We start from the raw sequence: 13,205 nt of genomic DNA on the forward strand, positions 1-13,205 counted from the left end.
CCGTCCGTAGGCCCGCGCGCCGTACCATCTCCGTATGGCTACGGAAGACGCGGTGCTTGAGGCACTGTCGACAGTGAACGACCCGGAGATCCACCGCCCGATCACCGAGCTGGGCATGGTGAAATCGGTCGAGATCGATCCTGACGGTGTGGTCGCTGTCACCGTGTATCTCACGGTCTCCGGCTGCCCGATGCGCGAGACGATCACCCGGAACGTGACCGACGCGGTCGCCCGGGTCGAGGGCGTCTCGCGCGTCGAGGTGACCCTCGACGTGATGAGCGACGAACAGCGCAAGGAGCTGGCGAACGCGCTGCGCGGCAGCAACGCCGAGCGCGAGGTGCCCTTCGCGCAGCCCGGCTCGCTGACCCGGGTGTACGCGGTCGCCTCCGGCAAGGGCGGCGTCGGCAAGTCCTCGGTGACGGTGAACCTCGCCGCGGCGATGGCGGCCGACGGGCTGAAGGTCGGTGTCGTGGACGCCGACATCTACGGGCACAGCGTCCCCCGGATGCTGGGCGCGGACGGCAAGCCCACCCAGGTCGAGAACATGATCATGCCGCCGTCCTCGCACGGCGTGAAGGTCATCTCCATCGGCATGTTCACCCCGGGCAACGCGCCCGTGGTCTGGCGCGGTCCGATGCTGCACCGGGCGCTCCAGCAGTTCCTCGCCGATGTGTACTGGGGTGACCTGGACGTCCTGCTGCTGGACCTGCCGCCGGGCACCGGCGACATCGCGATCTCGGTGGCGCAGCTCGTGCCGAACGCGGAGATCCTGGTCGTCACGACCCCGCAGCAGGCGGCGGCAGAGGTGGCCGAGCGGGCCGGCTCGATCGCCGTGCAGACCCACCAGAAGATCGTCGGCGTGGTGGAGAACATGTCGGGCATGCCGTGCCCGCACTGCGACGAGATGGTCGACGTGTTCGGCTCGGGCGGCGGCGCGCGGGTCGCCGAGGGGCTGACGCGGACGGTCGGCGCCGAGGTTCCGGTGCTGGGCGCGATCCCGATCGACGTACGGCTGCGTGAGGGCGGCGACGAGGGCAAGCCGGTCGTCCTGTCCGACCCCGACTCCCCGGCCGGCGGCGCGTTGCGGGAGATCGCGCGGAAGCTGGGCGGCCGTCAGCGCGGTCTGTCGGGCATGTCGCTGGGGATCACCCCGCGCAACAAGTTCTGAGGCTCCGGCAGGGCGACAGCACGCGACAGGGCGGGCCGGTGGTCATCCGGCCCGCCCTGTCGCGTGCGTGGGGTGCTGCTCGCCGTCGCTACCCGTACGTCTCGATGTCCTTGATGACGGCGAAGCCGAGGCCGTACGCGCTCATCCCCCGGCCGTACGCCCCGATGTGCACGCCCTCGTGGGCGGACCCGGCCAGCACCCAGCCGAACTCGGACTCGCGGTAGTGGAAGTCCACCGGAACCCCGTCCACCGGCAGGGAGAGCGTCGTCCAGGGCGCGCTGCCGAGGTCGTCGGCGAGGGTGAAGGCCGTCTCGGTCTGCTGGTCGAGCCAGTCGTCGCGCAGGGTGTGGTCCATCTGCGGCGGCCAGGTGTAGGCCAGCAGGCCGGAGCCCGCGAGCCAGGCCGCCGAGGACACCGTGGTGGCGTCCAGCACGCCCGTCCCGTCACCGGTGCGCCGCACGGGGCTCGCGGCCACCGTGATCACCGCGGCGAACCGCTCCTTGTCCACGGAACCGTCCGTCTTCACCGACGGCTCGTCGCCGTGCCCCGTCGCACCGTGCTGCACGGTGCCGTCGGCCGCGGTGCCGACCTGCATCAGCCAGCGCGGGCCCGTGAAGGCCTCGTCCAGCCCGTACCAGGGGAAGGCCGCCGCCAGGTAGCCGTCGACGGCCCGCCGGGCGGCCGGGGCCTCCTGCGGCGCTTCCTCCACCGTGGCCGTGCCCGGGACACCGTCCGTATCCGTCCGACTCGTCGTCTCCATGTGCGCGGCCGCCTCCTCGATCGGTCAAGATCCGGAGCGGCCCGCCCCCCGCGGGCTTGGGCGTCCTCGCAACCGGACAGATGGAGAATAGCGATACCGTCCGGACGAGTCGGGATTGACCGGGGCTCAGGTGGCGTCGGAGTCGAACGGCGGACGCTCGGGCCGGTCGGGCGCGGGGGCCTTCTTCAGCAGGTCAGGAGCCGTGTCGCCGGTCTTGGTCAGGCTGGTGGAGGGGGCGGCGGCCGACGCGCCCGCCGAGCCGTTCGCCGCACTGTTGGCGGTATCGGACCCGGCCGGGGTGCGGCCGTTGACCGCGTCGGTGACGTCGGCCAGGTCCTGGCGCAGGTCGAAGCTCTCGCGGATCTCCTTCAGCCCCAGGTCGTCGTTGCCGTCCATCAGCTGCTTGCGGACGAACGTCTTGGGGTTGAGGTCCTCGAACTCGAAGTCCTTGAACTGCGGGCCCAGCTCGGAACGGATGTCTTCCTTGGCGCTGTCCGAGAACTCGCGGATCTTGCGGATGGTGCGCGTGACGTCCTGGATCAGCTTGGGCAGCTTGTCGGGGCCGAAGACCAGCACGGCCAGCACCCCGAGCGTCAGCAGCTCCAGTGCGCCTATGTCATTGAACACCTTGTTGCTCCTCGTGTTCTCCGCGTGTTCTCCGTGCGATCGCGGCCCGGGGCCGCCTGCTGCCCGGACCGCTCAAAGGTACCTGTCGAAGGTGTCCGTGCGGTACCTCGTGGTGGCGCGCCCGTGCCGGATCGGGTACCGGATCACGTGCCGCTCGCCGAGCCGAGCTTCAGGGTCACGGTCTGCTCCTTGCCGCCGCGGGTCAGCTTGAGGTCGAGATCGTCGCCGGGACGGTGGGCCCGGATCTTCACGATGAGCTCCTCGCCACTGTGCACGCGCTGGCCGTCGACCTGCGTGATGACGTCGCCGGACCGGATGCCCGCCCGGTCCGCCGGGCCGTCCTTCGCGACGGCGGGCCCGCCGTCGGCGCCCTTGGTGCCGACCTTCGCCCCGTCGCCGGTGTACTTCATGTCCAGCGTCACGCCGATCACCGGGTGGGTGGCCTTGCCGGTGCTGATCAGTTCCTCGGCGACGCGCTTGCCCTGGTTGATGGGTATGGCGAAGCCGAGGCCGATGGAGCCGGACTGGCCGCCGGACTCCGGGCCCCGGCCGCTGTCGGCCGCGCGGATGGCGCTGTTGATGCCGATGACCTGGGCCCGGGAGTCGACGAGGGGGCCGCCGGAGTTCCCCGGGTTGATCGGGGCGTCGGTCTGGAGGGCGTCGACGTAGCTGATGTCGCTGCCGTCGCCCTTCTCGCCGCCCGCGGTGATGGGCCGCTCCTTGGCGCTGATGATGCCCGAGGTCACCGTGTTGGACAGGTCGAAGGGCGCGCCGATGGCCACCACCGGGTCGCCCACCTGGACGTTGTCGGAGTTGCCCAGGGGCAGGGGTTTGAGGCCGGAGACCCCGCGGACCCGGACGACCGCGAGGTCGTAGCCGCTGTCCTTGCCGACGAGCTCGGCGGAGGCGGTCTCACCGGTGCTGAACGTGACGGTGATGTCGCCGCTGGATCCGGCCGGGGCGACGACGTGGTTGTTGGTGAGGATGTGCCCCTGGCCGTCGAGGACGAAGCCGGTGCCGGTGCCGGACTCGGTGGTGCCGCTGACGTGCAGGGTGACCACGCTGGGCAGGGCGCTGGCGGCGATGCCCGCGACGCTGTCGGGGGCCCGGTCGCCGTTGTCGCGGCCCGCCTGGGGCAGTTCGACGGTGGTCAGTCCGCCGTTGCGCTCGATGTACGCGCCGACTCCGCCGCCGATGCCGCTGGCGACCAGGGCCAGCAGGAGGACGCCGGCGAACGCTCCGCCGCGCCGCTTCTTCTTCCGCCTGGTCTCGGCGCCCTCGGGGGGACCGGGCCGGGTCAGCGGCTGCCCGGGGGCGCCCCACGGATCGTAGGGGAGCCACGGCGTCTGCTGGTGCTGCCCGTGCGCCGGGTGGGCGGGCTGCTGCCCGGGGACCGGCGTGTGCGGGGCGTTCAGATGGGCCGCCGGGGGCTGCGGGGGCGGGGGCGCGTAGGCGTCGGCGGGCGCGGCGTGGGGCGGGGAAGGCGTCGGCGGGCGCGGGCTGCGGGGCCGCGAAGCCTCCGGCGGGCTGGGGTACGGGGCGTGTGGCCGTCGGCGGGCACGGAGTGCGGCGCGGGGCCGGGGCCGGGGCTCCGGCGCCGTTCGTCGCGGCGTACTGCGCGGACGGCGCTTGGGCGGCCTCCGGGGGTACGGCGGTGCCGTGGGCCGGGGTCGGCCGCTGCACCGGCGGAGCGGGCGCCCAGGGCCCGGGGCCGCCGTAGGGCGGGGTGCCGTACTCATCGGGCTCGTGCAGCGGCTGCCCGCCCGCCCGGGGCCCGGGAACGGCCTGGTCCGGGGCGGCTGACGCCGGGGCCGGGGAGGACGCCTGGTCCGGGGTGGACAGCGCCGGGGCCAGGGTGGACGCCTGATCCGGGGCTGCTGACGCCGGGGAGGACGCCTGGTCCTCGGCCACCGGGGTCGGGGCCGGCACATCGGCGTCCGCCGCCGGGGCGGGGTCAGGCACGGCCGCCGGGGCCGGCGCGCTGCGTTCCGCCGGGTCCGGGGCGCCCGCCTGGGCCGGGCCGCTGTCCGGCTCCGCGTGGTCGGCACGCCTCGCCGTGGGGCGGCTCCACCACTTCGCCTGCGGCCCGGTGGGCTTCCCGTCGTCCATGCTCTCCCCGCAACTGGCCTCTGTCGTACGCCCCACAGAGGCGTCCCTCCCGGGAATTCAACCAGGTTTACGAAACCCCGCGCAGGGTCCCGTCAGGGCCGGGGCGAAAGCGGGCTCGCCAGATCGTTGGCGGGCGAGGCCGGGGGCGGCCCCGAAGGCAGCGAGGAGGGAACCGTCTTCGGCACCCCGCTGCTGCCGAGCGCCGCCGCCAGCAGCGGGGTGCCGGAGGCCGCCGGGCGTATCAGCGGGGGCACGGACAGGTTCAGCGTGGGCAGCGTGAACGGATGTGCGCCCAAAGATGAGGTGCCGCACAGCGGCGTCGGAGCGGTCGGCGGTCCCTGCAGGTTCACCGGAGGGGTGACGGCGGGGGCGACCGGGGTCCCGGTGAGCGACGGGGGTACCGCGTTCGTCCCGGCGCCGGAGCTGTCGGAGCCCGGCTGCTGGGCCGCCCGGCCGTCGCCGGTCACCGCGAGAGCGCCGCCGCCCTGTCGGCTGACCGCCTGGGCGCCGCTGTCGACGCGGGTCCCGGCGTCGAGCGGGGTGACGTTGTTCCCCGCGCCCTCGGCGCGCAGGGACTCCGGACCGGAATCCAGCGGCAGCGTGCCGCCCAGCGCGATCGCCGCGAGGGAGACGGCGCTGGCCGCGGCGAACGCGAAGCGCCGCCCGCGCCAGGGCGAGCGGTCCGCGTCACGGCTCACCTCGTGTATGCGGAAGGCCGAACTCGCGGCAGGCCCTCCGCGCAGCACGGCGGTGGAGCCGTGGGTGGCGGGGAGATAGCCGAACCCGTCCAGCGGCGAGGGCGCGGTGTCGGCCCGGGTGCCGGGGCCGGAGGGGCGCAGCGCGGGGAAGAACGCGTCGGCGAAGGGCGCGGGTCCGCCGAGCGGTCCGCCGGAGCCCGTGTCGTCGCCGCCGGGACCCCCGGGAAGGCCCTGCAGGCGGGCCAGGAAGCCCTCGGAGGGCGAGGGTGAAGCGGACATGGCGAAGGCGCTCTTGAGGCGGCGCTGGGCGTCGGCCTCGGCCTTGCACTTGGCGCAGGTCGCCAGGTGCGCCAGGACCCGTTCCCGGGCGTCGTGTTTCAACTCGCCGTCGACCAGCGCGGCGAGCCGGTCCCCCAGGTGCGCTTCGGCAGGGGTGGGACCGGTGGGACCTGTGCCACTCACGCCAGTCCGCCCTCCCCCGCCAGGACCGCGTCCGCCAGGGAGCGCTGCTCGGCGCGGGCCTCGGGCGAACGGTGCTTGAGCGCCTTGCGCAGATGCGAACGGCCGCGGTGGATCCGGCTGCGTACGGTCCCGAGCTTCACCCCGAGGGTCGCGGCGATCTCCTCGTAGCTGAGGCCCTCGATGTCGCAGAGGACCACGGCGGCGCGGAACTCGGGCGCCAGGGTGTCCAGCGCCTGCTGCACGTCGGCGTCGAAGTGGGTGTCGTTGAAGATCTGCTGCGGGGACGGCTCGCGGCTCGGCAGCCGCTCGGCCGCGTCGTCACCGAGCGAGTCGAAGCGGATGCGCTGCTTGCGCCGGACCATGTCCAGGAAGAGGTTGGTCGTGATGCGGTGCAGCCAGCCCTCGAAGGTGCCCGGCGTGTACGTCGACAGCGAGCGGAAGACCCGGACGAAGACCTCCTGGGTCAGGTCCTCGGCGTCGTGCTGGTTTCCCGTCAGCCGGTAGGCGAGGCGGTACACGCGACCGCTGTGCGTGCTGACGATCTCTTCCCATGAGGGCGGGGTCCACGCCTGAGAGTCCGCATCAGAGGCGAAGGTCGCGGTCGGTGCGGAGTCTTCGGAAGAACGGTCAGCGATGTTGGTCACGGATTTCGGCTCACCGGCCGACCCGAGCAGGCGCCGCAGCACCCCTCTCCGGTCCACAGGCGCAGCCGCACCTCCCCTGTCGGCTCTGGTGGTGTCCAGTGGAGCCCCTACCATAGCCACCTCGCCCGTTAGCTCCGGATAAGCCTTTTCCCTGCTGGGGCCGGGCGTCGCCCGGGACTTCCACCCAGCTCCCCGGTCCGGTCCGCGGACCCGGTCGCTGCGCTTTCCCCACTCCTTGCACAACGCCCGGTCCCATCTGCGGGTTCCCGGGTCCAGCGGATACAGTCACCGTTGCGCCAACTACGGGGACAGGAGAGGGTCATTACCGCCAACCGGCAGACGAGCTGGGCGTTCGCCGACGCCTTTGTCGCCGAGGACGAAGCACTGCACGTGGCCCGGGAGCGGGCTCACGAGCTGGGGCTCCGCCCGGTGTCACCGGGCACCGGCGCCGCGCTGCGCCTGCTGGCCGCCGCCGCGGACGCCAAAGCGGTGGCGGAGATCGGCACGGGCACCGGCGTGTCCGGCATCCACCTCCTGCACGGAATGCGGCCGGACGGGGTCCTGACCACGGTGGACCCCGAGCCCGAGCGCCAGCAGTTCGCCCGGGAGGCGTTCCGCGCGGCGGGTTTCGCCACCAACCGGGCCCGGTTCATCCCCGGCCGCGCCCTGGACGTCCTGCCCCGGCTCGCGGACGGCGGCTACGACCTCGTCTTCTGCGACGGGGACCGGCTGGAGAGCCTCGACGTCCTCGCTGAATCGTTGCGCCTGCTGCGTCCGGGCGGCCTGGTCTGCTTCGAGGGCGTCTTCGCGGACGGCCGTACGGTCGACTCGGCCGCCCAGCCGGCCGAGGTGCTGCGGCTGCGGGAGCTGCTGCGCACGGTGCGCGAGAGCCAGGAGCTGAAGTCGACGCTGCTGCCGGTCGGTGACGGGCTGCTCTGCGCGGTCCGGCGCGGCTGAGCGGCGCGGGACCGGCGACCGCGACCTGACGCACGACTGCCCGGCACGGAACCGTGCCGGGCAGTCGTGAAGGTGATGGGCGTTCCGCGTCAGCCGACGACCTTCTTCAGCGCGTCGCCGAGGGCATCGGCCTCGTCCGGAGTCAGCTCGACAACAAGCCGACCGCCGCCTTCGAGCGGAACGCGCATGACGATGCCCCGCCCCTCCTTTGTCACCTCGAGCGGGCCGTCGCCCGTCCGCGGCTTCATGGCCGCCATGCTCGTTCCCCTTCCTGAAACCAGCTCATCGCAACCGGCGGCCCCATGACAGGCGCTGCCTCACCGGCATCGAACACATTGCTTCTTCGCCATTATCCCGCATCAACGACCCCGATGACCAACATCGGTCTGCATCGCTTGCGCAACGCGCTTTCCCAAAACCACCCAATTCGGCGATCCGGCTGCGATACTGCGCCACCTCGGACCCCCGGGTGAGCACCAATTGTTAGACGCAGGTCACATCCCTGCCCCGGTCGGCGTCGGCCATGCTTGCCTGCAAGGAGCAACGACGCCCGAGCAGCGAGGGGAAACCGGAATGGCCGACGAGCAGGCGAACACCGTTCTGTACGACGTGAGCGAGGGGCTCGCGACGATCACGCTCAACCGACCCGACGCGATGAACGCGCTGAACACGGCGGCGAAGGTCGCCCTCCGGGACGCGCTGCTGGAGGCGGAGGCGGACCCGGCGGTACGGGCGGTGCTGCTCACGGCCACCGGGCGCGCCTTCTGCGTCGGCCAGGACCTCAAGGAGCATGTCGCCACGCTCCGGGCGACCCGTGAGGCGGGCGACGGCAACGCGCTCAGCACCGTACGGGAGCACTACAACCCGATCGTGCGGGCGATCACGGAGATGCCGAAGCCGGTCGTCGCCGGGGTGAACGGGGTCGCGGCCGGGGCCGGGTTCGGCTTCGCGCTGGCGGCCGACTACCGGATCGTCGCGGACACCGCCACCTTCAGCACCTCCTTCGCGGGGGTCGCGCTGACCGCCGACTCGGGCGTGTCCTGGACCCTGCCGCGGCTCATCGGGCAGACCCGCGCCTTCGGGCTGCTGGTCGATCCCCGGCCGTTCTCCGCGCAGGAGGCGCACGAACTGGGCCTGGTGAACACCGTGGTCCCGGCGGCCGAGCTGGCGGAGGCGGCGGCGGCCAGGGCGCGCGCCCTGGCCGCCGGCCCCACGGTGGCGTACGCGGCGCTGAAGGAGTCGATGGCGTACGGCGCCGGGCACACGCTCGCCGAGACGCTGGAGAAGGAGGACGAACTCCAGACCCGGGCGGGCGCGTCGCAGGACCACGTCATCGCGGTGGAGGCGTTCCTCGCCAAGGAGAAGCCGGTCTACCTGGGGAAGTAGCGGCGGCTCAGCCCGGCGTGCTGCTGCCGCCGCCGCGCGCCACGCAGTCCGCGAGGTGGTCGTCGACCAGTCCGCAGGCCTGCATCAGCGCGTAGGCGGTGGTGGGACCGACGAAGCGGATCGAGCGCTTCTTGAGCGCCTTCGCGAGCGCGGTGGACTCCGGGGTGACGGCCGGGACGTCCGACAGCGTGCGCGGGGCGGGCCGGCCGGCCGGGTCGGGGGCGTAGGACCAGATCAGCTCGTCCAGCTCCCCGGCCCGCCAGCCGGCGAGCACCTTCGCGTTGGCGAGGGTCGCGTCGACCTTGGCCCTGTTGCGGATGATGCCCGGGTCGGCCAGGAGCCGTTCCCGGTCGGCGTCGGTGAACTTCGCGACCGCCTCGATCCGGAATCCCTCGAAGGCGGTACGGAAGGTCTCCCGGCGGCGCAGGATCGTGAGCCAGGAGAGCCCGGACTGGAAGGCCTCCAGGCAGAGCCGTTCGAACAGGGCGTCGTCCCCGTGGACCGCCCGGCCCCACTCGGTGTCGTGGTAGGCGAGGTAGTCCTCGGTGGACAGGCCCCAGGGGCAGCGCAGCCCGCCGTCGGGGGCGGCCGCGGCCGCGCCGCTCATCGGCCGTCCTCCTCGGTGCGGTCGGGGCCGTCCGCGGGGTCGGCAGGCTCCGCCGCGGGCCGGTCACCGGGCCGCTCGAACAGCTCGGTGCCCGTCGTCACCGCGGCCGCCCGGTCCCCGGCCAGGGTGGATTCCAGCTCCGCGATCCGGGCGTCGCGCTCGGCCAGCTCGGCGCCGAGCCGGGACAGCGCCTCGTCGACGTCCGCCATCCGGTAGCCGCGCATCGCCATCGGCAGGCGCAGCGCCTCGACGTCCGCCCGGCCGACCGGACGGGCGGCGGGCAGGGGGTCGGTGAACCGCTCCGGCGGCACGTCCTGGAGCACCGCGCTCCCACCGCCTCCGACCACCGCGAGGGTGACCGCGGTGACGACCACGACCATCGTGAGCAGCAAGAACCAGAACACGCGCATCTCCCCGGGGGCAACAACCTCGTCCGGTTCAGATCGTGCCATGCGGCACCGACAAAAGTCGGGGCCGACCACGAAAGGCCGTAGGGTCGGCAGGCGGTTCGCAGGCGGCTAGCGGAGGAGACACGGGATGGGCAGCGGTGCACTGAGGCTGGGGCGGCGGGAATTCGGTCCGCACGAGCCGGTGATCATGGCGATCGTGAACCGGACCCCGGACTCCTTCTACGACCAGGGCGCCACGTTCCGGGACGAGCCGGCGCTCGCCCGGGTCGAGCAGGCGGTGGCCGAGGGCGCGGCGATCATCGACATCGGCGGGGTGAAGGCGGGCCCCGGCGAGGAGGTGACCGCCGAGGAGGAGGCGCGCCGCACGGTCGGGTTCGTCGCCGAGGTCCGCCGCCGCCACCCGGACGTGGTGATCAGCGTGGACACCTGGCGGCACGACGTGGGCGAGGCGGTCTGCGAGGCCGGGGCGGATGTGCTGAACGACGCGTGGGGCGGGGTGGACCCGAAGCTGGCGGAGGTCGCCGCGCGCTACGGGGCCGGGCTCGTGTGCACGCACGCGGGCGGCGCGGAGCCGCGGACGCGGCCGCACCGGATCGCGTACGACGACGTCATGGCGGACATCCTGCGGGTGACGGTGGGCCTCGCCGAGCGGGCGGTGGAGCTCGGGGTGCGGACGGACGGGATCATGATCGATCCGGGGCACGACTTCGGGAAGAACACCCGGCACTCCCTGGAGGCGACGCGCCGGCTGGAGGAGATGGCGGACACGGGGTGGCCGGTGCTGGTGTCCCTGTCCAACAAGGACTTCGTCGGGGAGACGCTCGACCGGCCGGTGAAGGAGCGGGTCATCGGCACGCTGGCGACGACGGCGGTGTCGGCGTGGCTGGGCGCGCGGGTGTACCGGGTGCACGAGGTGGCGGAGACACGGCAGGTGCTGGACATGGTGGCGTCCATCGCCGGGCACCGGGCGCCGGCCGTGGCGCGGCGGGGACTGGCGTAGCTCCCGGCCGCCCGACGCCTGCCCGGGGTGCGGGGGGCTGGCCCAGCTCCGGCCGCCGGGCGCCTGCCCGGGGTGCGGGGGCCCGGGAGCTGCCCCGGGCCCCCGCACCTCAAGCGCCGGCGGGGCTGAGGAGATGTCCTCGGCCGCCGGACGGGCGGGATCTGGCCGGCCCCTCCGAAGAGGCCTTCCGAAGAGGCCCTACGGAAGGGGCCTTCCGGAGGGTCTCTTCGGAAGGCCCCTTCGGAACGTGCCGGCCGGAGGTGTCCCGAACGCCGGGCGGACTGCCGACGGCATCCCCGGCCGGCTGGTCGTCGGTCGTCGGCAGTTACCGCCCGACCTCCTTGGTGACCAGCATCACCGCTTCCTCCACGTCGTCCGTCACGTGGAAGAGCACCAGGTCCTTCTCCGACGCCTTGCCCTGGGCCACCACCGTGTCGCGGAGCCAGTCGACCAGGCCGCCCCAGTACGCCGTGCCGAACAGGACGATCGGGAAGCGGGTGACCTTGCCGGTCTGGACGAGCGTCAGGGCCTCGAAGAGTTCGTCGAGAGTGCCGAGGCCGCCGGGCAGGACCACGAAGCCCTGGGCGTACTTCACGAACATCGTCTTGCGGACGAAGAAGTAGCGGAAGTTGACGCCGATGTCGACGTGCGGGTTGAGGCCCGACTCGAAGGGCAGCTCGATGCCGAGGCCGACCGAGACGCCCCTGGCCTCCCTGGCTCCCTTGTTGGCCGCCTCCATCGCGCCCGGCCCGCCGCCGGTGATCACCGCGAAGCCCGCGTCGACCAGGGCCTTGCCGATCGCCACCCCGGCCTCGTACTCCGGCGATCCGGCGGGGGTGCGGGCCGAGCCGAAGACGCTGATCGCGCTCGGCAGTTCGGCGAGCGCGCCGAAGCCCTCGACGAACTCCGACTGGATGCGCATCACCCGCCAGGGGTCGGTGTGCACCCACTCGGAATCGCCCTCGGAGTCCAGGAGCCGCTGATCGGTCGTGCCGGGCTGGACCTGCTCCCTGCGGCGCAGGACGGGGCCCAGCCACTGTTCTCCGGGGCTCACGGCGCCCTCGGGGACCTCCGCACCCTCGGGGATCCGTGCGTCTTCGGCGTTGCCCATGTTCCGCTCCCTCCACCGACCTGCTTCGTGCCGGGTCGTCATGGTCGTGCTGCGTGCGGCCAGCGTAGATCGGCGGAGGTTACGGAGGGGGGAATGTCGTGCGTCCACACGGTCGCCCGCCGGCCGGAAGGTCAGCCGGTCAGCCAGGCCCGGAGGCGGTTCTCGCAGTGGGTGATCTTCTCGACGGCCACGTGTTCGTCGCGCTTGTGGGCGTACATCGGGTCGCCGGGTCCGTAGTTCACCGCGGGCACGCCCAGCGCGCCGAAGCGGGAGACGTCGGTCCAGCCGAACTTGGGCCGGGCCGTGCCTCCGACGGCGGTCATGAACGCCTGGGCCGCGGGGTGGGCGAGGCCGGGCATGGCGGCGCCGGAGTGGTCGTCGACGACGATCTCGGCCACGCCGCAGTCGGCGAAGACCTCGCGGACGTGGGCGAGGGCCTCCTCCTCGGTGCGGTCGGGGGCGTAGCGGTAGTTGACGACGACGGTGCAGGCGTCCGGGATGACGTTGGTGGCGACGCCGCCCTCGATGCCGACCGCGTTGAGTCCCTCGCGGTATTCGAGGCCGTCGATGACGGGGCGGCGGGGCTCGTACGCGGCGAGGGCGGCCAGGATCGGGGCGGCCGCGTGGACCGCGTTGGACCCCATCCAGCCGCGCGCGGAGTGGGCCCGCTCCCCCGTCGTCCGCAGGTGGACCCGCAGGGTGCCCTGGCAGCCGCCCTCGACCTCGCCGTCGGAGGGCTCCAGCAGAACGGCGAAGTCTCCGGCGAGCCACTCGGGGTGCGCGTCGGCGATGTGGCCGAGGCCGTTGAGGTGGGCGGCCACCTCTTCGTTGTCGTAGAAGATGAAGGTCAGGTCGCGGTTGGGCTCGGGGACCGTCGCGGCGATCCGGAGCTGGACGGCGACGCCGGACTTCATGTCGGAGGTGCCGCAGCCCCAGAGGACGCCGTTCTCGTCGAGGCGGGAGGGGACGTTGTCGGCGATCGGCACCGTGTCGATGTGCCCGGCGAGGACGACGCGTTCGGCGCGGCCCAGGTTCGTGCGGGCGACGACGTTGTTGCCGTGCCGGTCGACGGTGAGGTGCGGCAGAGCGCGCAGGGCCGATTCGATCGCGTCCGCGAGGGCCTTCTCCTCCCCGCTGACCGAGGGGAGGTCGACGAGCCGGGCGGTGAGCGCCGGTCCGTCCAGGGTGAGGTCAAGGATGCTGTCGGCCATGGACCCGACCCTAAGCGACAGGGGTAGCGGCCCCGCCCGGCCCCTCCAGTACGGT

The 13,205-nt window shown here is 73.1% G+C and carries 13 protein-coding genes and 1 pseudogene; 4 read left to right on the forward strand and 10 right to left on the reverse strand.

From position 1 onward, the window contains the following. Positions 1 to 34: 34 nt before the first annotated feature. Positions 35 to 1,168, forward strand: coding sequence for an Mrp/NBP35 family ATP-binding protein (locus KME66_RS09830; RefSeq protein ID WP_073214965.1), 1,134 nt, complete (start codon positions 35 to 37; stop codon positions 1,166 to 1,168). Positions 1,169 to 1,256: 88 nt separating this feature from the next. Here KME66_RS09830 and KME66_RS09835 read toward each other — a convergent pair whose 3' ends face one another. The 5 genes and pseudogenes from KME66_RS09835 to sigE all read right to left on the reverse strand — a co-directional run bounded on the left by KME66_RS09835 (position 1,257) and on the right by sigE (position 6,582). Beyond that, a complete protein-coding gene (locus tag KME66_RS09835) occupies positions 1,257 to 1,928 on the reverse strand; it encodes a hypothetical protein (RefSeq protein WP_073214967.1) in 672 nt (223 codons plus the stop codon). 126 nt (positions 1,929 to 2,054) lie between these two features. Continuing rightward, positions 2,055 to 2,555 (reverse strand): sec-independent translocase, encoded by a 501-nt coding sequence (locus KME66_RS09840; RefSeq protein WP_073214969.1) that lies wholly within the window; start codon positions 2,553 to 2,555, stop codon positions 2,055 to 2,057. A 143-nt stretch (positions 2,556 to 2,698) separates the two neighbouring features. Next, positions 2,699 to 4,664 (reverse strand): annotated as a pseudogene (locus tag KME66_RS09845) (trypsin-like peptidase domain-containing protein). A gap of 92 nt (positions 4,665 to 4,756) precedes the next feature. Further along, entirely contained in the window at positions 4,757 to 5,824 is a 1,068-nt protein-coding gene (locus tag KME66_RS09850) for an anti-sigma factor (protein ID WP_216321058.1), read from the reverse strand. Next, positions 5,821 to 6,582 carry an RNA polymerase sigma factor SigE gene (gene sigE, locus KME66_RS09855; protein WP_236726212.1) on the reverse strand — a complete coding sequence of 254 codons (762 nt, stop codon included), beginning with the start codon at positions 6,580 to 6,582 and terminating at the stop codon, positions 5,821 to 5,823. The genes KME66_RS09850 and sigE overlap by 4 nt, the downstream gene beginning before the upstream one ends. A 177-nt stretch (positions 6,583 to 6,759) precedes the next feature. Here sigE and KME66_RS09860 point away from each other — a divergent pair, with 177 nt between their 5' ends. Further along, on the forward strand, positions 6,760 to 7,425 hold the full coding sequence (locus tag KME66_RS09860) for an O-methyltransferase (RefSeq protein WP_073214977.1): 666 nt from the start codon (positions 6,760 to 6,762) through the stop codon (positions 7,423 to 7,425). An 89-nt stretch (positions 7,426 to 7,514) separates the two neighbouring features. Here the strand turns inward: KME66_RS09860 and KME66_RS09865 are convergent, their stop codons facing one another. Beyond that, positions 7,515 to 7,682 carry a DUF3117 domain-containing protein gene (locus KME66_RS09865; protein WP_003966491.1) on the reverse strand — a complete coding sequence of 56 codons (168 nt, stop codon included), beginning with the start codon at positions 7,680 to 7,682 and terminating at the stop codon, positions 7,515 to 7,517. A 316-nt stretch (positions 7,683 to 7,998) separates the two neighbouring features. Between KME66_RS09865 and KME66_RS09870 the strand changes: the two genes are divergently transcribed. Further along, positions 7,999 to 8,811, forward strand: coding sequence for an enoyl-CoA hydratase-related protein (locus tag KME66_RS09870; RefSeq protein WP_216321061.1), 813 nt, complete (start codon positions 7,999 to 8,001; stop codon positions 8,809 to 8,811). Between the two features lie 7 nt (positions 8,812 to 8,818). Here KME66_RS09870 and KME66_RS09875 read toward each other — a convergent pair whose 3' ends face one another. After that, positions 8,819 to 9,418 (reverse strand): DNA-3-methyladenine glycosylase I, encoded by a 600-nt coding sequence (locus KME66_RS09875; protein WP_253208275.1) that lies wholly within the window; start codon positions 9,416 to 9,418, stop codon positions 8,819 to 8,821. After that, positions 9,415 to 9,870 (reverse strand): DivIVA domain-containing protein, encoded by a 456-nt coding sequence (locus KME66_RS09880; protein ID WP_073214987.1) that lies wholly within the window; start codon positions 9,868 to 9,870, stop codon positions 9,415 to 9,417. The genes KME66_RS09875 and KME66_RS09880 overlap by 4 nt, the downstream gene beginning before the upstream one ends. 85 nt (positions 9,871 to 9,955) lie before the next feature. Between KME66_RS09880 and folP the strand changes: the two genes are divergently transcribed. Beyond that, a complete protein-coding gene (gene folP / locus KME66_RS09885; protein ID WP_073214990.1) occupies positions 9,956 to 10,828 on the forward strand; it encodes a dihydropteroate synthase in 873 nt (290 codons plus the stop codon). Positions 10,829 to 11,153: 325 nt separating this feature from the next. On the opposite strand, the gene KME66_RS09890 is transcribed toward folP, so the two are convergent. Both KME66_RS09890 and dapE read right to left on the reverse strand, forming a co-directional pair. Beyond that, on the reverse strand, positions 11,154 to 11,939 hold the full coding sequence (locus tag KME66_RS09890) for a TIGR00730 family Rossman fold protein (protein ID WP_073214993.1): 786 nt from the start codon (positions 11,937 to 11,939) through the stop codon (positions 11,154 to 11,156). Between the two features lie 131 nt (positions 11,940 to 12,070). Further along, entirely contained in the window at positions 12,071 to 13,150 is a 1,080-nt protein-coding gene (gene dapE, locus KME66_RS09895) for a succinyl-diaminopimelate desuccinylase (protein ID WP_216321067.1), read from the reverse strand. Positions 13,151 to 13,205: the final 55 nt, after the last annotated feature.

It is taken from the genome of Streptomyces sp. YPW6, assembly GCF_018866325.1.
Lineage (GTDB): Bacteria > Actinomycetota > Actinomycetes > Streptomycetales > Streptomycetaceae > Streptomyces.